Raw genomic sequence first — 20,566 nt, forward strand, 5'->3', positions numbered from 1 at the left:
GGCGGCGTCCTGTCCGCGAGTGACGGCCTATCCTGCTCCGCCGGCCCGGTCAGGCGTTCATCCCGGATGGCCACGCCGGGACGGGAGCAATCCGTCGAGTCTCGAGGTTGTGGAGTTTGAAGGCGACCTCGGTGCGGTTCCGGGCTTGCAGCTTCTTCATGATGCCGCGGATATGAACCTTCACCGTGCTCACACAGAGATTCAACTCATAAGCGATGACCTTGTTGGCCTTGCCCCTGGCGACCCCATCGGCCACCGCTGCCTGCCGTGCCGTGAGCAACTGGTTCACAGGGAGGCTGGTTCGGGATCCTTCCACCGGCTTCTGCTTGGACTGCATCAGGCTGCTGGCCGGCACGAACAGGCCGCCTGCCCGGGCGAGCGAGATGGCCTGAATGGCGACGACAAGGCTGACGCTGGTCGGGATGTATCCGCGGGCCCCATGGCTCAGTATCCCGAGAACATGGGACTGGTCCTCGATGTCTCCCATCACGATCGCGGGGATGTGGCTGAACTCCCGCGCCAGCAGTTGGAGGTCCTCTGCCAGGCCCGGATCATCCGCGTCCGTCGCGCCGATGCCCAGCAGGATTGCTGCCGTGTCGCTGCGGATTTGGTCATTCCGCAGCCATTCGTTGAGGCAGGCGAACGCCTGGCTGCGGAAACCGTGTTCCGGTGCCTCGAGCGCCCGCGCCAGGCTGTCCCGACCGAGGGTGCGGGGATCGATGATCGAGATCAGCGACGATCCGTTGTCCGGTCGCGTCAACGATAGTGCCTTGGCCGCACCGTGCGCCGATAAGTTGGCCTCATGCACGGCCTGAGAATTGGGGAGAGACTCTTCATGGACGATGTCGCAGGTCGAAGCAGATTGAGAGTTTCTGTAAGCGATCATGGCAATGACTCTCGGCGTTTGTTTTCAGGTGCTATCGATATGTTCGAGTTGGCCGAATTTCTATTCCTCATAATCAGATATGCGGTCGCGACAAAACTTTCCCGACGGGTCTTGGATCACATGCATGACCTCGACAGACGGCTAGGATATAAAGCATACTTAATTGGTGGATATCAAGTAAATTGTCTAAAATTTTATATATCATTTGAGTTAGGCGCCGTGCTCCAGTTGAGTTGTGCCGGGTACTCGAACTTGGGTGCGCAGCCACGGTGCTCGAGAGATCGGCATCGTTCAAAGGAACGGTTCCGGTGGTCCCTGCGGGCAGGCTGTGCGAGGAGGTGCATCTGAACCTTGCCTATCGCTGGTTCTGCCGGCTCGCCTGGAGGGCGATGTTCCGGACCATTCGACCTTCTCGAAGAACCGTCACGGCCGCCTCCGGGACAGCGATCTCCTGCGCGAGCTGTTCGAGACGACGGTGCGGCGCTGCATCGCGGCCGGGCTGGTCGGCGGCGACGGCTTCGCCACCGACGCCAGCCTGATCAAGGCGGACGCCAACAAGCAGCACTCGGGCCAATGCCGGCCTGAATGGCCTCAAACTGACGCCGGTCCTGCACGCCGTCATACCAGCGCCTGCGCCAATACGTCTTCTTCAACAAAGTCGGCGCCCTTCGGCTGCGTATCGGGAAGCGGGGATTGGCGGCCCGACATTCGCCTCATCAGATGGCTTGATATCGCGATGATCAGGCAACAGGAATACTCTGCATGCCATTTTTCGAGTTGTGCAGGATATCGAGCGATAGCGCCACTGAATGCTCGGAATTGTCCAGTCGCGATCCTCCAGCGATAGGGTGAATGACGGCGCCGGCAATAAAGTAACGCTATAGCAATTTATTATTTCGTTTTTGCGATCTGAATACTATTGTATTGACGCAAATATACAGCAGAATACCATTGTATGGAAGAAGGCGCATTTAGAGGAAGTGGATAATTTATCTAAAATTAGGAGGAAATCATGGCTGGTTTACTTGATGGTCTTCTCGGTAGCGTGTTTGGCATTGTCCAGCAGGTTCTGAATGGCGACAGCGATGGCTTGCTCGGCGGGCTGGTCAGTGGCCTGACCACCGGCGTGGCCGAAGGTCAAGAGGCCGGAGAGCAGGGGCTCCTCGGTGTGGCAGGTGGCGCAGTGGGCGGTGTTGTCGGCGTCGCCGTCGGCGCAGTCGACAATCTTGGCGATGCGGTCGGCGGAATTCCGTTGGTCGGCCCGCTGGTCGGAGGCCTCGTACACACGGTGACAGGGTTGGTGAATGGCGTGCTCGATACTGCCGTCGGCTTGGTCGACGGACTTCTTGCCGTCACTGACATCATCGATCTTGGGCCTGTCGGCCAGCTGCTGAACGGCGATAGCGGAGGCCTTGCCGGCGGGCTCACGGCAGGGCTGGAGATCGGCCTGGAGTATGGCAACGAAGTCAGTGCCCAGGGCGTTCTCGGCAGCGTCGGGGGCACAGTCGGCGGGCTCGTCGGCTTCATCAACGGCACCATCGTCAACCTCGACGAGGTGTTCGGTGCAGGTGAGGCAGCATCGGGCTCCGCGGATTACATGCTGTGACGCATCGAACGGGCCGGTCGCCCCGTTTGGCGACCGGCCTGCGACCTGTGCTGCTCCTCCGGCCATGACCGCGCCGGCAGAAGATCCACCGCCCGCGACAGTCGGGGCGCCGCCGGGACCCGTGCGCGTCAGGAGCCGAGCCACATTTGAAGAAGCTCTATCCGCGAGATGAACGTGCCATCGTCGCGCTGAATTTGATGCACTACTTTCCAGACGTCTCGATTGCGTGCGCTGCCCGAACGGCGTCGGCCCCGGTGTCTCGTTCGGTTGACGGCAACGGCTGCTGTGGTTGGCGGAAGCAGTCAAGCCTGCGATCCGAGTGCCATACGATGAAGGGCGTCATTTATTCGGGATCCTGAATCGAATCTCGATTGCGCGGCTTATGGGCCTTCCAGGCGGCCCCCCTCGGGAGCCTCGGTGTCCTGTCCTGGCTCAGCGCATAGAAGTAGCTGTGGATGAATACGCGAACTGCACTTGAGAGGTTTCCCCTGGCCGATTGGCGATCAGAGATTCTCGTGACAAGATCATTCAATGTGAGGCCTTCACGCTTGAGAATCTCTTCAAGTGCTTCCCAAAACGCCTCTTCCAGTCGTATGGTTGATCGCACTCCACCAATTGTTACGTTGCGCGTTCTTGACGCCGGAGCGGCCTGACTGCCCGAGAAATACATGATGCTGTCGTGATTATCATTCGATCCTTTCATTTCGATCCCGCAAAAACTCGTGATGCGAATTTCAATAAATGTCTTACCTTTAGAAAGGTAATAGCTGGATCATAGCATTAGTTTTTATTCCTGTCACGGCGTCGGGCAATTGGATCTGGCGCTGATTGAATCTGACAATCCAGCATCAGTCGAATGCCTGCTGCTGCCTCGCGGCCGCGAGCGCAAGATGCGCCGGTGCGAGTGTCCGCTCCTGAGTCGATCGGCCTGTGTCCGGAAATGGCTCGATTGAGCCGGATTTGGTGGGTTGCCAGGCCTGAGAGGAGGCGTCCCCGAACAGCGATGCACATTGCTCCTTGAAAGACTCCAAGGACCCGCGGTTCGCGCGTTTCCTGTACGATAGAAATGTCGATGTCGGGAATATTCTAAAGCAGAATCGGTGTCGTCAGGATCGATCCGCCGTCCCCGATCAAGCCCGGAGTAGATCCGACGAGGCTGCCGGAAGCCATGCGGCGACGGATCCGATCACGGCTGGCGTCCGGCCGGGGATCCGGCCCCGCCGACCATGCGGGTGAAGGCTCGATCGTGGATGGCCATGCCGGCGAGCATCGCGATGACGAACACCGCCGTCGGCAACAGCCCGACGGCCAGCGAGGCGATCGCTGGACCCGGGCAGAACCCGGCTAATCCCCAGCCGATCCCAAAGATTGCGGAGCCCACCACCAGCGGCGGATCGATCCGCGTCTTCTTCGGCAGGTGGAAGCTCTGGTCGAGGACAGGACGGGAGCGGCGGCGCATGATCAGGGTCCCGACCGCGGACACCGCGACCGCGCCCGCGAGCACGAAGGCGAGGCTCGGATCCCAGCCACCCGCGACATCCAGGAAGCCGCGTACCCGGGCCGGGTCCATCATGCCGGACATCGCGAGTCCGAGCCCGAAGATCAGGCCCGCGGCCACAGCGACCCCGATCCGGAGCAGCCCGATCATGGCAGGCCTCCCCAGCGCATGAGGGAGACGGTCGCGATGCCAGTGACCAGGAAGGTCGCCACGGCCACGATCGACCGCGGCGAGAGCCGCGCGAGACCCGCGATCCCGTGACCGCTGGTGCAGCCGGAGCCCATCCGTGTTCCGAACCCGACCAGAAGTCCGGCCGCCGCGAGGAGAAGCAACGAGCCATGGATTCGCATGATCGGCCATTCACCGATCCAGAACCGGTAGAGCACCGGCCCCAGGACCAGCCCGGCGACGAAGGCCGCGTTGGCCGTGGCGATGGGACCTCTTTGGATGAGGCCGGCGACGATCCCGCTGATTCCGGCGATGCGGCCGTTGAGCAGCAGGAGCATGGCCGCCGACAGGCCGATCAGCATCCCGCCCAGCAGGGACGGAAGGTACGCGCTCATTTCAGGCCATCTCCTGTGCGCCGGCAGTGGTCTCGGCGTCGAAGCCCTCGGCGCAGAAGATCGCGGGCAGTGCCTCGATCAGCTGTGCGGCCTTGCTCTCTATTCTTCGGTGCGCGATCACGATTTCACCTGGATGAGCATCGGCAGCCACGCGCCCGCATGGGCCAGGTGCTCCAATTTCCTTGCGGTCTATATCGATCAGATCGGACTTGGGCGATTTGACCTGGATCAAAGTCCCACCAACCAGGCCGATGTGCCCGGCCGAGGTCCGGAACGGGGGTCGGAGCGGGGACCGGAGCGCTAGACGCAGCCGGTAAGACGATCTTGCCCGCGATCGCCGTCTTGAGCCTGGCCCCGGCGGGCACGCCGTCGAAAGGGGGCGCGGACAGAGGCGCGCCGCGCCGAAATCCGCCTCGCCACGGCCGCGCACTGTCCGCGCGTCTCGTGGTCGCCGCCGACAGCCGCTTCTCGGAGATGCGCCGGATCTTCGGCATCCCGACGCGGATGCGCGATTTCGGCAGATCGATGCTGGTGTGCCGGGCGATCCACGAGGTCCCGCACGACCACACGGCCTGGGAGTGGTTCGACCACGGGCAGACCCTGGCCCTGCTTCCTCTGGGACGGGAGGGCGATCCGCGGAACCGCTCCTCAGCCGTCCTGACCTTGCCGGCCGCCTGCATGGACGAACTTCAGTCGATGGGCGGAGAGGCGTTCGGGCGCATCGGTGGACGACCCTGCCGCTCTATCTCGCGACCTGCGGCATCGTCGGCCTGTTCACGGACGATCGTCGGCCGGCGCGGATCCTGCGCCCCGCCGTGCTGAGGGCGGCCGACGCCTGCGTGCCCTTCAAGCGGCTTCTGGCCGCGTCCCTGGCCGGCGAGGGGCGACCAGCCCCGCGACTTTGATCTCGATCAAGGAGCGACGCGTTCCTCCGGTGTCATCTTCGCCCGCGTCATCCGATAGAGGGGCGATCATGAAGAGCACGATGCGCGCGGCAGTGGTTCGGCGGTTCGGCGATCCGCTGGTGATCGAGGAACGGCCGATCCCGACGCCCGGGGCCGGCGAATTGCTGGTCAAGGTGGTCGCCTGCGGCGTCTGCCACACCGACCTTCATGCCGCGGACGGGGACTGGCCAGTGAAGCCGGTGCCGCCCTTCGTGCCGGGGCACGAGGCTGCAGGTATCGTCGCCGCGATCGGGCCGGGTGTCACCGGATTCAAGGAGGGCGATCCGGTCGGGGTCGCCTGGTTGCACGACGCCTGCGGCGGCTGCGAATACTGCGGCACCGGCTGGGAGACGCTGTGCGAGGCCCAGCACAACACGGGCTACAGCTGCGACGGCGGCTTCGCCGATTACGTCATTGCCTCGGCAGCCTATGTCGCGCGGCTGCCGGAGCCGGTGGACTTCGCCCGGATGGCGCCGATCCTATGCGCCGGGGTCACCACCTACAAGGGGCTGCGGGAGACCGAGGCGCGGCCGGGCGAATGGGTGGCCATCTCCGGCGTCGGCGGTCTCGGCCATGTCGCGATCCAGTACGCGAAGGCCATGGGGCTGCACGTCGCGGCGCTGGATGTGAGTGCGGACAAGCTCGGCCTGGCCCGATCGCTCGGTGCCGATCTGGCCGTCGACGCCAGGGCGCCCGACGCCGCGGCGCAGGTGACGAAGGCGACCGGCGGCGGCGCCCATGGCGTGCTGGTGACGGCGGTGTCGCGCCCGGCCTTCGCCCAGGCGCTCGGCATGGTCCGACGCAAGGGTGTCGTCAGCCTGGTCGGGCTGCCGCCGGGCGAGTTCCCGACACCGATCTTCGACGTCGTGCTGAAACGGATCACCATCCGCGGCTCGATCGTCGGCACCCGGCAGGATCTGGCCGAGGCGATCGCCTTCGCCGCTGAAGGGAAGGTGAGGGCGACGGTCACGACTCGGCCCCTCGAGGCGGTGAATGCCGTCTTCGATGCGCTGCGGGCGGGCACGATCGAAGGCCGCATCGTCCTCGACATGGCCTCCTGACGGCTGCTGCTTCGCGCTGATCCCTCGTTCAAAGGCTTCGCATGACCTGGACCGATCTCCGGCCGCCCGCCACACCCGACCCGGCCTTGCTCCACCTCTTCGACGATCGGGTGCCGCGCTATACGAGCTATCCGACCGCACCGCAGTTCGGGCCGCTGGTCACCGCCACGGCCTACCGTCGATGGCTGATGGAGCTGCCGGACGTGCCGCTGTCGCTCTATCTCCACATTCCGTTCTGCCAGCAGCTCTGCTGGTATTGCGGCTGCGCGACGGTGGTGGCGCGGCGGCCGGGGCCGGTCGACGCCTATCGCGACCTGCTGCGGCGGGAAATCGCCATGGTCGCGGACGCCGTCGGCCGGCGCCAGCGGGTCAGCCATATCCATTTCGGCGGCGGCACCCCGAACATCCTGTCGGCGGCGCAGTTCGAGGATCTGATGGCGGCACTGCAAGCGGCGTTCGACTGCGATGGCGCGGAGGTCGCCGTCGAGATCGATCCGCGGGTTCTGGCGGACGACTTCGTCGCCGCCTTCGGCCGGGCCGGCGTGGCCCGTGCTTCGATCGGCGTGCAGGACTTCGCGCCCGCCGTCCAGGCCGCGATCAACCGGGTCCAGACCATCGAGCAGACCCGGTCGGCGGTCGAGCGGCTGCGGGCGGCCGGGGTTACCGGGATCAATCTCGATCTGGTCTACGGCCTGCCGCACCAGACCGAAGCTGGGATCGTCGAGTCCGTCGAGGCGGCGCTGGGCCTCTCGCCCGATCGCCTCGCCCTGTTCGGCTACGCTCATGTGCCCTGGATGCGCCGGCACCAGCAGCTGGTCGACGAGGCAGCCCTGCCGGACGGCCCGGCGCGCTGGCGCCAGTATCGTGCCGCCGGCGACCGCATCGCCGAGGCCGGATTCCGCCGCATCGGCTTGGACCATTTCGCCCGGCCCTATGACACCCTGACCGACGCGCTCGACGCTGGCCGGCTGCACCGCAACTTCCAGGGCTATACCGCGGACGACGCTCCGATCCTGCTCGGTTTCGGCGCCTCGGCGATCAGTCAGCTGCCGCAGGGCTACGTCCAGAACCCGGCCGGCGTTCCGGCCTATGGCGACATCCTGAAGGCGGGGAGGCTCGCGACCGTCCGCGGCATCGTGATGACAGACGAGGACCGCCTGCGCGGCTCAATCATCGAACGGCTGATGTGCGATCTCGTCATCGATCTCGAGGCGATCTGCCGCGATCATGACGCGGATTGGCGCCGCTTCGCGCCGGAGTTGGCAGCGCTCTCACGGTTCGAGAATGCGGGTGTGCTGGTGCGCCAGGGACCGATCCTCATCGTGACCGAGGCGGGCCGCGTTCTGCTGCGATCGATCGCCGCCGCCTTCGACGCCTACCGGACGCCGGACTCGCGCCGTCACGCCCGTGCGGTCTGACGCTCAGAGCGCTGCGCGCAGAGCGAGGAAACCGAGCAGGACGGCGTTGAACGCAAGCATCGCCGGGGCCAGCCGCATCATTCCCCGGCGCCATTTCCGTCCCGCCGCCTCGCCCGCGATGCCGATCGCGACGAGAAGCGGCACGGTGCCGAGGCCGAAGCTCAGCATCGCGAGTGCGCCGGGAACGGCGCCGCCGGTTCCGGCTGCGGCCGCAAGGGCTGCATAGAGAAGGCCGCAGGGCAGGAAGCCGAGAAGGATCCCCAGTCCGGCGGCGCGCCAGCCCGTCGGGCGGAAAAGGAGCGGTCGTGTCCAGTCCGCGAGGCGACGGGCCCAGGAGCCGTCGGAGCGTCCGGCGCCGCCATGCAGCCGCAGCGCCAGGGCCAGAAGCATCGCCGCGCCGAGCGCGAGCAGCGCCGCCGAGAGCCAGTTGAACCAGGGGAGCGCGACAAGCCCGCCGCCGATGCCGCCGGCCGCGCCGCCGAGGCCGGCATAGGTGGCGAGGCGTCCGAGATGATAGCCGGGCAGCAGCCCCTGGCCGACCCGCACGCCCTCGCACAGCCCCTCCATCGGCACGGCCGAGAGGCGGCGGCCGACCTGGGCCAGGACGAAGCCGCCGCACATCGGCCCGCAATGCATCAGGCTGCCGGCCAGCCCGGCCAGCGCCATCGCACCGAACAGGCCGAGGGCACCGGGCCCGGTCCAGCCCGGGCCGCAGAGCGCGGCAAGGGTGGCGAGATCGAAGGACAAGGCAGTCTCCGCGGAACGATGGCAGCCCATCCTTTCCCGGCGCGGCACCGGGCGATTTGATCCAGATCAAGGCGGGCGGCCGGACGCCGGTCTACCCGAGGGACATCGCCACCGCGGAGGGGAAGGGGATCATGACCGACGCGACCGCGCGCTGGATCGTCGGAAGCGGAATGTCGGCACTGGGGCTGCTCGGCCTCGCCATGGCATCGCGTGCGCTCGATCCGATGATCGACCTGTTCGGCCTCGGCCTGGCCGGTTTCGCTCTGATCTTCGTCTCCGGCCTGGTCAAGGCGCATTGGGACGAGGTGGACCGGCAGCGCTTCCTCGCCCGTCTCGACGGGGCCGACAGATGGTGAGCCTCGTTCTCGACCGTCCGGCCGACCGCGCCGCGCCGGATCTGCCGATCCCGATCGCGCGGACGGTGGCCTACAACGAGGCGATCGTCCGCAAATTCGTCGTCGCCACCGCCTTCTGGGCCGTCGTCGCCTTCCTGGCCGGCGATTTCGTCGCCTGGCAGCTCGCCTTCCCGCAGTTGAACCTCGGCCTCGAATGGACCACCTTCGGCCGGCTGCGGCCGGTCCACACCTCGGCGGCGATCTTCGCCTTCGGCGGGTCGGCCCTGATCGGCACCTCCTTCCACGTCGTCCAGCGCACCTGCCGTGCCCCTCTCTGGGGCGGCCGGGCGCTCGCCGACTTCGTGTTCTGGGGCTACCAGTTCTTCATCGTCATGGCGGCGCTGAGCTACGTGCTCGGCTACTCCCAAAGCAAGGAGTACGCGGAACCCGAGTGGTTCCTCGACCTCTGGCTGACGCTGGTCTGGGTCGTCTACCTGGCGATCTTCCTGGGCACGCTGATACGGCGGGAGGAGCCGCATATCTACGTTGCCAACTGGTTCTATCTGGCCTTCATCGCCACCATCGCCATGCTGCACATCGGCAACAACCTGGCGGTGCCGGTGAGCCTGACCGGAGCCAAGAGCTACTCGCTCTTCGCCGGGGTCCAGGACGCGCTGGTGCAGTGGTGGTACGGCCACAACGCGGTCGGCTTCTTCCTGACTGCCGGCTTCCTGGCGATGATGTACTACTACATCCCGAAGCGGGCAGAGCGGCCGGTCTATTCCTACCGGCTGTCGATCATCCACTTCTGGTCGCTGATCTTCCTCTACATCTGGGCCGGCCCGCACCACCTGCACTACACCGCGCTGCCGGACTGGGCGCAGACGCTGGGGATGGTGTTCTCGATCATGCTGTGGATGCCGTCCTGGGGCGGCATGATCAACGGCATGATGACCCTGTCCGGCGCCTGGGACCGGCTGCGCACCGACCCGGTGCTGCGCTTCATGGTCACCGCCGTCGCCTTCTACGGCATGGCGACCTTCGAAGGCCCGGTGATGTCGATCCGCGCGGTCAATGCGCTCAGCCACTACACCGACTGGACCATCGGCCACGTCCACTCCGGGGCGCTCGGCTGGAACGCCTTCATCACCTTCGGCGCGCTCTACTATCTCGTCCCGACGTTGTGGCGAAAGAAGGACGTGTGGTCGCTGCGCCTCGTCTCCTGGCACTTCTGGATCGCAACGCTCGGCATCGTCTTCTACATCGCCGCGATGTGGGTGTCGGGTATCATGCAGGGGCTGATGTGGCGCGACTACGACGGGCTCGGCTTCCTCCGCTACGCCTTCGTCGAAACCGTCGACGCCATGCATCCCTTCTATCTGATCCGCGCCACCGGCGGCCTGCTGTTCGTCATCGGCGCCCTGATCATGGTGTTCAACCTCTGGATGACCGTCCGCCGCGGCGAGCCCGCGGCGTCGGCGAGGGCGTGAGCCATGGCAATCCGCCACGCGGCAATCGAGAAGAACGCGCCGCTGCTTCTCATACTGACCCTGATCACGGTCGCCATCGGCGGGCTGGTCGAGATCGTGCCGCTGTTCACCATCGAGACCACGATCGAGGACGTAAAGGGCGTACGGCCATATTCGCCGCTCGAGCTCGCGGGCCGCGACGTCTATGTCCGCGAGGGCTGCTACCTTTGCCACAGCCAGCAGATCCGACCCTTCCGCGACGAGGTCGAGCGCTACGGCCACTACTCCATCGCCGCCGAGAGCAAATACGACCATCCGTTCCAATGGGGGTCGAAGCGCACCGGGCCGGATCTGGCGCGGGTCGGCGGCAAGTACTCGAACGAGTGGCATGTCGACCATCTGCGCGACCCGCAGGCGATGGTGCCGGGCTCGGTGATGCCGGCTTATGCCTTCCTCGCCGAAAAGCCGCTGCGCTTCGATGCGCCGGCCAATCTCAGGGCAAGCCGCAGCGTCGGCGTGCCCTACGACGACGCGATGATCGCCGCGGCTGCGGCCGACCTTCTGGTCCAGGCCGATCCGGAGGCGGACGCCGACGCGCTACGGGCCCGCTATCCGAAAGCCGTGACCGGCGATTTCGACGGCCATCCGAAGCGGCTGACCGAGATGGATGCGCTGGTTGCCTATCTGCAGATGCTGGGGACGCTGGTCGAGTTCAACGACCTTTCCCCGGAAGACCTGCAGCAATAGGGGGCGGCCATGGAAGACCTCGTCGCCCTCTACCAAACGGTCCGCTCCGGCTGGATCGTCCTGGTCATCCTCATCCTCGCCGCGATCGCGCTCCGGGTCTACCGGCCCGGCCGGAAGACGGCAATGGAGGCGCATGCCCGCATCCCCTTCGCCGATGACCGAGCCGAGGGAGGGAACTGACCATGCCGACCAAGATCGAGAAGGACGCCGTCACCGGCCAGGAGACGACCGGGCATGAGTGGGACGGCATCAAGGAGCTGAACACGCCGCTGCCGCGCTGGTGGCTCTATGTGCTCTACGCCACCATCGCGTTCTCGGCGGTCTGGATGGTGTTCTACCCCTCGGTGCCGCTCGGCACCTCCTACTTCAAGGGAGTCCTGGACTATTCCCAGAGGCAGGAGCTGGCGCGGGATGTCGCCGCGGCCACCGCCGTCCGGGCGCCAATGGTCGACCGCATCCGGTCGCTGCCGCTCGATCAGGTCCAGGCTGATCCCGAGCTGGCGACCTTCGCATTGACCGGCGGCAAGGCGCTGTTCGCCGAGAACTGCTCCGCCTGCCACGCGGCCGGCGGCGCGGGCCGGGCCGGCTTTCCGGCGCTCGTCGACGACGACTGGATCTGGGGCGGCTCGCTGGCCCAGCTCGAGCAGACGATCAGCTACGGCGTCCGGTCCGGCCATGCCCGGGCACATGCCATCGACATGCCGCGCTTCGGCGTCGACGGCATGCTGAGCCAGGCCGAGATCGGCGATGTCGCGGATTACGCGCTCACCCTGTCCGGTCGTGGCAGCGGAGCGCCGGGCGCGGCCAAGGGCGGAGACCTGTTCGCCCAGAATTGCGCCGCCTGCCACGGCGACCGCGGCCAAGGCAATCCGGAGATGGGGGCGCCCCGGCTCGACGACCAGGTCTGGCTCTATGGCGACACCCGGGCCGACATCATCCGCCAGATCGCCCAGCCGCGGCAGGGGGTGATGCCGAGCTGGAGCGGCCGGCTGGACGACGCTGCGATCAAGATGCTCACCCTCTACGTGCATTCGCTGGGCGGCGGGCAATGACCTCGCATGACGGGGCGGAGGCGGCGCCAAAGCTCTTCGCCGATCGGGTCAAGGTCTACCCGAAGGCGGTGAAGGGCCGGGTCCGGACCGTCAAATGGGCGGTGCTGATCCTGTGCCTCGCGATCTACTACCTCGTGCCTTGGCTGCGCTGGGACCGCGGCGCAGGCCTGCCCGACCAGGCGGTGCTGATCGACATGGCCGGGCGCCGCGCCTATCTGTTCGGGATCGAGATCTGGCCGCAGGAGATCTATCTCCTGGCTGGCCTGCTGATCCTCGCGGCGGTCGCGCTGTTCCTGGTCACCAGCCTGTTCGGCCGGCTGTGGTGCGGCTTCTCCTGCCCGCAGACGGTCTGGACCGACCTGTTCCTGCTGGTCGAGCGCTGGATCGAGGGCGACCGCAACGCCCGGATGCGGCTGGACGGTCAGCCCTGGTCGGCGGCCAAGGTCTGGCGCAAATCGGCCAAGCACGCGGTCTGGCTTCTGATTGCGGCCGCCACCGGTGGCGCCTGGATCATGTACTACGTGAACGCCCCGACGGTGACCCTGGAACTGGTCACCGGCGCGGCCTCCTTGACCGTGTATTTCTTCTTCGGCCTGTTCACGCTCACCACCTACGTCCTGGCCGGCTGGGCGCGGGAGCAGGTGTGTACCTATATGTGCCCCTGGCCGCGCTTCCAGTCGGCGATGTTCGACGAGGGCACCACGACGGTGACCTACGCCGCCTGGCGCGGCGAGCCGCGCGGCAAGCACAAGGCCGGCACCGGCTGGGAGGGGCGCGGCGACTGCGTCGATTGCCGCGCCTGCGTCAATGTCTGCCCGACCGGGATCGACATCCGCGACGGGCTGCAGATGGAGTGCATCTCCTGCGGCCTCTGCGTCGACGCCTGCGACGACGTGATGGGCAAGCTCGGCCGGCCGCCGCAGTTGATCGGCTGGGACACCGAGGTCAACCAGCGCGCGCGGGCGGAGGGGCGTCCGCCTCGGCATCGCCTGCTCCGGGCGCGCAGCGCGATCTATGCCGGCGTGCTGGTCGCGCTGGCGACGACGATGGCCTACGCCCTGGCCGCCAAGTCGAGCCTGGAGATCGCGGTGCTGCGCGACCGGGCGCCGATCTACGTCACCCTGTCCGATGGATCGATCCGCAACGGCTACACGCTGAAGCTGCTGAACAAGGGCCATGAGTCTCGCCGGTTCCGGGTTGCGGTCGACGGGCTGCCGGGTGCCGGGATCGCCGTTCTCGGCGCCGACGGATTGCCGGTCCCGGACGACGGGCTGGTGGTGCCGGCGGAGGGTCAGTCCGCGTTCCGCCTGTTCCTGACGCTGCGGCGCGACGCCGTGCCGGAGGAGACGCGGGCGATCTCGATCCGGGCGGAGGACGAGGATGGCGGCGGCCGCCTCACGGCCGAAACCCAGTTCTCCGGTCCCGAAAGGAGGGAAGGGCGATGATCGCCTCAGCGACGATGCCGCGACGCGGCCGCTGGATTCCCTGGATCTTCGTGCTCGGCTTCTTCGTGATGCTGGGCGCGAACGGGGGCCTGATCTACTTCGCCCGCCAGAGCTGGGTCGGCCTCGCCTATGACCGGCCCTATGAGCGCGGCCTGGCCTACAACGCGCTGCTGGCCGAGGCCGATCGCGAGGCCGCGCTGGGCTGGACCGTCGCGATCGCGCGCCAGGACTATCGGGACCGGACGCTGATGCTTGCCCTGCACCTGACCGGGAAGGAGGCTGCGCTCCCGGACGGCGAGGTCGAGGCCCGGCTGGTGCGGCCGATCGAGGGCGACGCGGTCACCCTCGAACCGGTACCGATCCGGGAGGGGCGCGTCCTGCTCGCGGCCGGTGGGCTGCGGCCGGGGCTGTGGGATCTGCGGCTGACCATCCGACGGGGCGAGGCGGTGATGCACACCGACCGCCGCCTGATCCTGCGCTGAGGCGGCGATGGCACAGGCGGCGATCTTCCACACCGGCTCTCCTGCTCCACGGAGCGCCGTGACGGCGGCCTGCGCCCATTGTAGCGCGCCGATGCCCGACGGGGCGGCCGGCCCCTACTGCTGCAGCGGCTGCGCCGGCGCCCATGCGCTGATCCGCGAGTTGGGGCTCGACGCCTATTATCGCCAGCGCGATGCCGTCGAGACTCCGGGCAGAATCGGTGACAGCGAGGAGGCCGCCGACTGTGCCGCCTTCGTGCGTCCGGGGCCGGATGGCACTGCAGCGCTCGACCTGATGGTCGAAGGTCTGCGCTGCGGCGCCTGCATCTGGCTGATCGAGGCCGCCCTGGCGCGGCGGTCGGAGGTGCGCGCGGCGCGGATCAACATGGGCACCCGTCGCCTGCATCTCGAATGGACCGGCGGGGCGGCGGAGGCGGAGCGGCTGGTGTCGCTGGTGGCGCGGCTGGGATACCGCCTGGTGCCCTTCGATCCGGCCCGGCTGGCCGAGGCCGAGGACCGCACGGGCAAGGCGCTCTTGCGGGCGCTCGCCGTCGCCGGCTTCGCCAGCGCCAACATCATGATGCTGTCGGTTGCGGTCTGGATCGGCCACGCCCAGGGCATGGGTCCGGCGACGCGCGATTTCCTGCACTGGGTCTCGGCGCTGATCGCCCTGCCGGCGATCGCCTATGCCGGCCGGCCCTTCTTCCGCTCTGCCTGGGCCGCGCTCGGCCATGGCCGCACCAACATGGACGTGCCGATCTCGATCGGCGTGACCCTGGCGACGGCGATGAGCCTGTACCAGACCGCGGCCGGGCAGCCCGATGCCTATTTCGATTCCGCGGCGACGCTGCTGTTCTTCCTGCTCATCGGCCGCTTCCTTGACCACCGCGCCCGCGGCCGGGCACGGGCGGAGGTCGAGCAACTTCTGACCCTGCGCGCCACCTCCGTCCGGGTGATCGGGCCGGACGGCACCCCGATCGCCACGGCGCCGCACCGGGTGGCGCCGGGCGATTGGATCCTGGTTGCTGCGGGGGAGCGCCTCGGCGTCGACGGCGTGGTCCGGGAGGGCCGCTCCAGCCTCGACACCGCGCTCGTCACCGGAGAGACGGTGCCGCGCCCGATCATGCCGGGAGAAGCGGTCTTCGCCGGCACGATCAATCTCGACGCGCCGCTGACAATCGAGGCGACGGCGAGCGGCGAGGGCACGCTGCTGGCCGAGATTGCGCGGCTCATCGAGGCGGCACAGGGCCAGAGATCTCGCTTCGTCGCCCTGGCGGACCGCGTCGCCCGGCGCTACGCCCCGGTCGTGCATCTGACCGCGCTTGCCACCTTCCTCGGTTGGAACCTGTCGGGCACAGTCGGCTGGGCCCAGGCGCTGGGATATGCCGTCGCGGTGCTGATCATCACCTGCCCCTGCGCACTCGCGCTGGCGGTGCCGGCGGTGCAAGTGATTGCCGGCGGCCGGCTGCTGCGCCGCGGAACGCTGCTGAAATCGGCGACGGCGCTGGAGCGCCTGGCGGCGGTCGACACGGTGGTGTTCGACAAGACAGGTACCCTGACCGAAGGGCGACCACAGCTTCTCGACGCCGCCGCGCATGACCAAGACACGCTGCGCCGCGCCGCGGCTTTGGCCCTGTCCAGCCGGCATCCGCTCGCCCGCGCCCTGGTCCGGGTGGCGCCGCCGGCCGCGCCGGTCGAGGTGCGGGAGGTGCCGGGCGCGGGGCTGGAAGGCGCATCGGCCCGGCTCGGCAGCCGGGCTTTCTGCGGCGTCGATGAGGATGCGGCGGAAGGGCCGGAGCTCTGGTTCGCGGAAACGGGCAGGGCGCCAGTCCGTTTCGCCTTCGCCGATGTCCTGCGCCCCGATGCGGTGGAAACGGTGACGGCGCTGCAGAGCGCCGGCATGTCGGTCCTGCTGCTGTCCGGCGACCGGACCGCTAGCGTCGCCCCGGTGGCCGCGGCGCTCGGCATCGCCGACTGGCGGGGTGGGCAGACGCCGGCCGACAAGGCCGCCGCGCTCGCCGCACTGCGTGCGTCGGGCCGACATGTCCTGATGGTCGGCGACGGGCTCAACGACGCGCCGGCGCTGGCCGAGGCCACGGTATCGATGTCGCCGGCCGAGGCCGTGGACATCGCCCAGACCACGGCCGACCTCGTGTTCCAGGGCGGGCGCCTCGGCGCGGTGGTGGAGGCGCTGGAGCTGGCGCGAGCTGCCGGCCGGCTGGCGCGGCAGAACATCGGCTTCGCACTCGTCTACAACCTGCTGGCCGTGCCGCTTGCGGTCGCCGGCCTGGTGACACCGCCCGTCGCCGCAGCGGCGATGTCCTCCTCCTCGCTGATCGTCATCCTCAACGCCTTCCGGCTGTCTCGGGGGAGGGGAGCATGAACGTCCTCGCCTATCTTATCGGCGGGAGCCTGGTGCTGGGCTCCGGGGCCCTGGCATTGTTCCTGTGGTCGCTGCGCTCGGGCCAGTACGAGGATCTCGATGGGGCGGCCCGGCGGATCCTGTTCGATGGCGAGCCAGACAGCGGAGACGGCGCCGAGGGGCGGTGAACGCCGGTCGGCGGCGAGGTTGCGTGATCCGTTGCCGCCGATTGGATGTCCTCTCAGTGCGATCGGGTCGAAAGCTCGTCTTCCGGAGAATCGATCAGCGGATCCGGCTGGGCGAAGCGGGCGAGAGCCCCACGATCGCCGATCTCGATGCGGGGTCCCCTGACCTCTACACCCTGGACCCGAAGCGCGGCAAAGGCGCGCGAGAGATTCTCGGCCGTCATGCCGAGGCGAGAGGCGAGCGTCCGCTTCTCGAAGTGGATATCGACACGGCCCCGGTCGCCTTGCTGGCGCTCGGAGCGCAAAAGCCAGTTGGCCAGCCGTTCCGTGCCGGTGCGCAGCTTCTGGTCTTTCAAATCCCGGATCGTTCCTCGATAGGCCCGCGCGAGCTCGGTCACGATCGCCTGCATGAACGCAGGATCGGACGTCATTGCCCGGCGTACCCTGTCGGCCGGTATCATCAGCACGCGCGACTTCTCCAGCGTGCGTGCCGATTGGAGATAGACCTGATCGCTCAGCACCGCCGCCAGGATGAAGACCCCGACGGGGCCGACGAAATCGAGTGTGGTCTCGCGCCCGGCCGTGGTCGCGAACATCTCCACGGCCCCCTCGACGACGATGTGCAGGAAATCCGCCCGGTCGCTCTCCTGGATGAGGACGAGCCCCGGCGGAAACTGCTGTACGAACCCGTTCTCGACCAGGGGCGTGAATGTCTCGTCCCGCATGTCCCGGAAGAGGGGGAGGTTGCGAATCCCGGAGACGTCGTCGGGCCGCATGGTGATCTCCGAAAGCGGTGGTGCTCGGTGGTTTGATAAATATCAATTATAAAGTATAAAATTGTCAAATTCTCAGTCGATATTTTTAATATCTTTCTTCTTTCTCTGGATATAGGGCGGCAGGTCATGTCCTCGAATCCGTTTCTCTGATCTAGATCAAAGCCCCTCGGCCGCCGGCACAGCAATTTTCGGGTGCGGCGCGAATCTGCGGCGCCAAGCCAGCGGCTAGGGGGCCTTATGGACGATCTCCAGCACATCGATCGGAGCGGTCGAAACCGGTCACTGGCGATGAGCACCATCGCGTTCACAGTGTGCTTCGCGGCTTGGACCATCTTCGCCATCATCGGCATCCGGATCCGCCAGGAGCTCAGCCTCAGCGAGACCCAGTTCGGCCTCTTGGTCGGCACGCCGATTCTGACCGGTTCGCTGATCCGGGTCGTGCTCGGGATCTGGGCCGACCGCTACGGCGGCCGCGTCGTCTTCACCGCAACCATGTTGGCGGCGGCCGTCACGACCTTCCTCCTGTCCTACGCCACCACCTATCCGGAGATGCTTGCCGCGGCGCTCGGCGTCGGCATCGCCGGCGGCTCCTTTGCGGTCGGCATCGCCTATGTGTCGCGCTGGTATCCGCCGGGCCGGCAGGGGCTGGCGCTCGGCATCTTCGGCGCCGGCAATGTCGGTGCCGCCGTCACCAAGTTCCTCGCCCCCTTCGTGCTCGTCGCCTATGGCTGGCAGACGGTTGCGCAGGTTTGGGCCGCGGGTCTCGCGGTCATGGCCGTCATCTTCTGGGTCACCACCGAGGATGACCCGGTCGTCGTCGCGCGGCGGCGTTCGGGGACGACGCCGAAGAGCGCCTGGCTCGAGCTCGAGCCGCTGAAGAACATCCAGGTCTGGCGCTTCTCGATCTACTACTTCTTCGTCTTCGGCGCCTTCGTCGCCCTGGCGCTGTGGCTGCCGCAATATCTCGTCGCCGTCTACGGCCTCGACATCCGGGCGGCCGGCATGATCGCCGCCTTCTTCTCGGTGCCGGCCAGCCTGTTCCGCGTCTATGGCGGCCACCTGTCCGACGTCTACGGCGCCCGCCGGGTGCTGTACTGGACATTCCTGGTCTCGGTGGCCGCGACCTTCCTCCTCTCCTATCCGCCGACCGACTATGTGGTCCACGGCGTCGCCGGGGCGATGGCCTTCCACCTCGAGATGGGCCTCGTCCCCTTCACGGCCATCGTCTTCGTGCTCGGCTTCTTCATGGCGCTCGGCAAGGCGGCCGTCTACAAGCACATCCCCGCCTACTATCCTGACCATATCGGCTCGGTGGGCGGCCTCGTCGGCATGATCGGCGGGCTCGGAGGCTTCGTGCTGCCGATCCTGTTCGGGCTCCTGCTCGACCTGACCGGCCTGTGGACGAGCTGCTTCATGGCGCTGTTCCTGCTGGTCGCCGCAGCGCTGGTCTGGATGCATCTGGCGATCCGCCAGATGGAGCGGACCGCGGCCGCCCGCGAACTCGGCCAGCTGCCGCCGTTCCCGGAGATGCAAGGCATGCCCGCGCCGGCCGCGGCCCCGCAGCCGAGCGGGGCGGTGCTCACGGACTGGCGCCCTGAGGATCCGGAGTTCTGGAAGGGCAGGGGACGCCGCATCGCCCGCCGCAATCTGTGGCTCTCGATCCCGGCGCTGCTCCTCTCCTTCGCCGTCTGGCAGGTCTGGTCGGTCGTCGTCGCCAAGCTGCCGCTCGTCGGCTTCACCTTCACCACCGACCAGCTGTTCTGGCTCGCGGCTCTGCCGGGCATCTCGGGCGCGACGCTCAGGATCTTCTACTCCTTCATGGTGCCGATCTTCGGCGGGCGGCTGTGGACCACGCTCACCACCTGGTCGCTCGTCATCCCGGCGCTCGGCATCGGCTACGCCGTGCAGAACCCGGAAACGCCCTACATCGTCCTGCTGGCCTTGGCGCTGCTCTGCGGCTTCGGCGGCGGCAACTTCGCCTCCTCCATGGCCAACATCTCCTTCTTCTTCCCGAAGGCGGAGAAGGGCAACGCGCTCGCGCTCAACGCCGGCCTCGGCAATCTCGGGGTCAGCGTCGTCCAGTTCGTGGTGCCGCTCGCGATCACTGCCGGCATCTTCGGCTGGCTCGGCGGCGACCCGGCCATGGTCACGGGCGCGGCCGGCGAGGCGCCGCTCTGGCTGCAGAATGCCGGCTTCATCTTCCTACCGTTCATCGCTTTGTCCGCCTTCGCCTCCTGGTTCGGCATGAACGACATCGCGTCGGCCAGGGCGTCCTTCGCCGAGCAGGCGGTGATCTTCCGGCGCCGGCACAACTGGATCATGTGCTGGCTCTACACCGGCACCTTCGGCTCCTTCATCGGCTATTCCGCCGGCTTCCCGCTGCTGACCAAGATCCTGTTTCCGGACGTCAACGCGCTTCAGTTCGCCTTCATCGGGCCGCTGGTCGGGGCGCTCTCCCGGTCCGGCACCGGCTGGCTCGCGGACAGGTACGGCGGCGCCCGCGTCACCCTTTGGGCCTTCATCCTGATGATCGCGGGCGTGGCCGGGGTGCTGTGGTTCATCGGCGCCAAGGACCAGGCCGGCGCCTTCTGGGGTTTCTTTGCCGCCTTCCTGCTGCTCTTCTTCGCCACCGGGGTCGGCAACGCCTCCACCTTCCAGATGATCCCCGCGATCATGGGCAAGGAGATGGCCCGGCTGATGCCCGGGGCCGACGCGGAGGCCCGCCGCCGGCAGGCCGAGAAGGAGGCCGCGGCGATCACCGGCTTCACCTCGGCGATCGCGGCCTTCGGCGCCTTCTTCATCCCGAAGAGCTACGGCACCTCGATCGCGCTGACCGGCGGGCCGGAAGCGGCGCTCTGGGGCTTCCTGATCTTCTATGTGAGCTGCCTCGCCGTCACCCACGCGGTCTACGCCCGCAAGGGCGGCCTGCTCCACGACGTCGAACGCGCCCGCCGCGGCGCGACCACCCATCCGGCTGCGGCCGAGTGATCAAG

General features: G+C 67.4%; 21 protein-coding genes and 1 pseudogene. 15 read left to right on the forward strand and 7 right to left on the reverse strand.

Annotated features, from left to right (window positions below; translation table 11 throughout):
• Window positions 1-49: 49 nt before the first annotated feature.
• Window positions 50-886 carry a response regulator transcription factor gene (locus AAHM41_RS12915; RefSeq protein WP_342236950.1) on the reverse strand — a complete coding sequence of 279 codons (837 nt, stop codon included), beginning with the start codon at window positions 884-886 and terminating at the stop codon, window positions 50-52.
• A gap of 323 nt (window positions 887-1,209) precedes the next feature.
• On the opposite strand from AAHM41_RS12915, the pseudogene AAHM41_RS12920 reads away from it, so the two are divergent.
• Together AAHM41_RS12920 and AAHM41_RS12925 are read left to right on the forward strand one after the other, a co-directional pair.
• Window positions 1,210-1,448 (forward strand): annotated as a pseudogene (locus tag AAHM41_RS12920) (transposase); the annotation flags it as partial.
• A 450-nt stretch (window positions 1,449-1,898) separates the two neighbouring features.
• A complete protein-coding gene (locus AAHM41_RS12925) occupies window positions 1,899-2,492 on the forward strand; it encodes a hypothetical protein (protein WP_342236951.1) in 594 nt (197 codons plus the stop codon).
• 343 nt (window positions 2,493-2,835) lie between these two features.
• On the opposite strand, the gene AAHM41_RS12930 is transcribed toward AAHM41_RS12925, so the two are convergent.
• The 4 genes from AAHM41_RS12930 to AAHM41_RS12945 form a co-directional block, all read right to left on the reverse strand.
• Window positions 2,836-3,195 carry a ribbon-helix-helix domain-containing protein gene (locus AAHM41_RS12930; RefSeq protein ID WP_342236952.1) on the reverse strand — a complete coding sequence of 120 codons (360 nt, stop codon included), beginning with the start codon at window positions 3,193-3,195 and terminating at the stop codon, window positions 2,836-2,838.
• A 483-nt stretch (window positions 3,196-3,678) separates the two neighbouring features.
• Window positions 3,679-4,140: a YeeE/YedE family protein gene (locus AAHM41_RS12935; RefSeq protein ID WP_342236953.1), complete on the reverse strand. Its 462-nt coding sequence runs from the start codon at window positions 4,138-4,140 to the stop codon at window positions 3,679-3,681.
• Window positions 4,137-4,553: a YeeE/YedE family protein gene (locus AAHM41_RS12940; protein ID WP_342236954.1), complete on the reverse strand. Its 417-nt coding sequence runs from the start codon at window positions 4,551-4,553 to the stop codon at window positions 4,137-4,139. The genes AAHM41_RS12935 and AAHM41_RS12940 overlap by 4 nt, the downstream gene beginning before the upstream one ends.
• Before the next feature lies 1 nt (window position 4,554).
• Window positions 4,555-4,785, reverse strand: coding sequence for a hypothetical protein (locus AAHM41_RS12945; RefSeq protein ID WP_342236955.1), 231 nt, complete (start codon window positions 4,783-4,785; stop codon window positions 4,555-4,557).
• A gap of 92 nt (window positions 4,786-4,877) precedes the next feature.
• Here AAHM41_RS12945 and AAHM41_RS12950 point away from each other — a divergent pair, with 92 nt between their 5' ends.
• From AAHM41_RS12950 to hemN, 3 genes are all read left to right on the forward strand, one after another.
• Window positions 4,878-5,375, forward strand: coding sequence for a hypothetical protein (locus AAHM41_RS12950; RefSeq protein WP_342236956.1), 498 nt, complete (start codon window positions 4,878-4,880; stop codon window positions 5,373-5,375).
• A gap of 151 nt (window positions 5,376-5,526) precedes the next feature.
• Window positions 5,527-6,558: an alcohol dehydrogenase AdhP gene (gene adhP, locus AAHM41_RS12955; protein WP_342236957.1), complete on the forward strand. Its 1,032-nt coding sequence runs from the start codon at window positions 5,527-5,529 to the stop codon at window positions 6,556-6,558.
• A gap of 41 nt (window positions 6,559-6,599) precedes the next feature.
• Window positions 6,600-7,976: an oxygen-independent coproporphyrinogen III oxidase gene (gene hemN, locus AAHM41_RS12960; protein ID WP_342236958.1), complete on the forward strand. Its 1,377-nt coding sequence runs from the start codon at window positions 6,600-6,602 to the stop codon at window positions 7,974-7,976.
• A 3-nt stretch (window positions 7,977-7,979) separates the two neighbouring features.
• On the opposite strand, the gene AAHM41_RS12965 is transcribed toward hemN, so the two are convergent.
• Window positions 7,980-8,723: a sulfite exporter TauE/SafE family protein gene (locus AAHM41_RS12965; protein WP_342236959.1), complete on the reverse strand. Its 744-nt coding sequence runs from the start codon at window positions 8,721-8,723 to the stop codon at window positions 7,980-7,982.
• A 131-nt stretch (window positions 8,724-8,854) separates the two neighbouring features.
• Here AAHM41_RS12965 and AAHM41_RS12970 point away from each other — a divergent pair, with 131 nt between their 5' ends.
• Genes AAHM41_RS12970 through ccoS form a run of 9 tightly spaced genes read left to right on the forward strand, consistent with a single transcriptional unit; the run spans window position 8,855 to window position 16,800 of the window.
• A complete protein-coding gene (locus tag AAHM41_RS12970; protein WP_342236960.1) occupies window positions 8,855-9,079 on the forward strand; it encodes a hypothetical protein in 225 nt (74 codons plus the stop codon).
• Complete coding sequence (gene ccoN / locus AAHM41_RS12975) at window positions 9,073-10,548, forward strand: cytochrome-c oxidase, cbb3-type subunit I (protein ID WP_342236961.1); 1,476 nt, start codon at window positions 9,073-9,075, stop codon at window positions 10,546-10,548. The genes AAHM41_RS12970 and ccoN overlap by 7 nt, the downstream gene beginning before the upstream one ends.
• Window positions 10,549-10,551: 3 nt before the next feature.
• Window positions 10,552-11,274: a cytochrome-c oxidase, cbb3-type subunit II gene (ccoO, locus tag AAHM41_RS12980; RefSeq protein ID WP_342236962.1), complete on the forward strand. Its 723-nt coding sequence runs from the start codon at window positions 10,552-10,554 to the stop codon at window positions 11,272-11,274.
• A gap of 9 nt (window positions 11,275-11,283) precedes the next feature.
• A complete protein-coding gene (locus AAHM41_RS12985) occupies window positions 11,284-11,454 on the forward strand; it encodes a cbb3-type cytochrome oxidase subunit 3 (RefSeq protein ID WP_342236963.1) in 171 nt (56 codons plus the stop codon).
• A 2-nt stretch (window positions 11,455-11,456) separates the two neighbouring features.
• Window positions 11,457-12,326 (forward strand): cytochrome-c oxidase, cbb3-type subunit III, encoded by an 870-nt coding sequence (ccoP, locus tag AAHM41_RS12990; protein ID WP_342236964.1) that lies wholly within the window; start codon window positions 11,457-11,459, stop codon window positions 12,324-12,326.
• Window positions 12,323-13,771, forward strand: coding sequence for a cytochrome c oxidase accessory protein CcoG (gene ccoG / locus AAHM41_RS12995; RefSeq protein WP_342236965.1), 1,449 nt, complete (start codon window positions 12,323-12,325; stop codon window positions 13,769-13,771). The genes ccoP and ccoG overlap by 4 nt, the downstream gene beginning before the upstream one ends.
• Window positions 13,768-14,253 carry a FixH family protein gene (locus tag AAHM41_RS13000; RefSeq protein WP_342236966.1) on the forward strand — a complete coding sequence of 162 codons (486 nt, stop codon included), beginning with the start codon at window positions 13,768-13,770 and terminating at the stop codon, window positions 14,251-14,253. The genes ccoG and AAHM41_RS13000 overlap by 4 nt, the downstream gene beginning before the upstream one ends.
• Window positions 14,254-14,260: 7 nt before the next feature.
• Window positions 14,261-16,633, forward strand: coding sequence for a heavy metal translocating P-type ATPase (locus AAHM41_RS13005; protein ID WP_446719447.1), 2,373 nt, complete (start codon window positions 14,261-14,263; stop codon window positions 16,631-16,633).
• Entirely contained in the window at window positions 16,630-16,800 is a 171-nt protein-coding gene (ccoS, locus tag AAHM41_RS13010; RefSeq protein ID WP_342236967.1) for a cbb3-type cytochrome oxidase assembly protein CcoS, read from the forward strand. The genes AAHM41_RS13005 and ccoS overlap by 4 nt, the downstream gene beginning before the upstream one ends.
• Before the next feature lie 53 nt (window positions 16,801-16,853).
• On the opposite strand, the gene AAHM41_RS13015 is transcribed toward ccoS, so the two are convergent.
• Window positions 16,854-17,573 (reverse strand): cyclic nucleotide-binding domain-containing protein, encoded by a 720-nt coding sequence (locus tag AAHM41_RS13015; RefSeq protein WP_342236968.1) that lies wholly within the window; start codon window positions 17,571-17,573, stop codon window positions 16,854-16,856.
• 288 nt (window positions 17,574-17,861) lie between these two features.
• Between AAHM41_RS13015 and AAHM41_RS13020 the strand changes: the two genes are divergently transcribed.
• Window positions 17,862-20,561 (forward strand): nitrate/nitrite transporter, encoded by a 2,700-nt coding sequence (locus AAHM41_RS13020; RefSeq protein WP_342236969.1) that lies wholly within the window; start codon window positions 17,862-17,864, stop codon window positions 20,559-20,561.
• Window positions 20,562-20,566 lie beyond the last annotated feature (5 nt).

The sequence above is a fragment of the Inquilinus sp. OTU3971 genome (genome assembly GCF_038440215.1).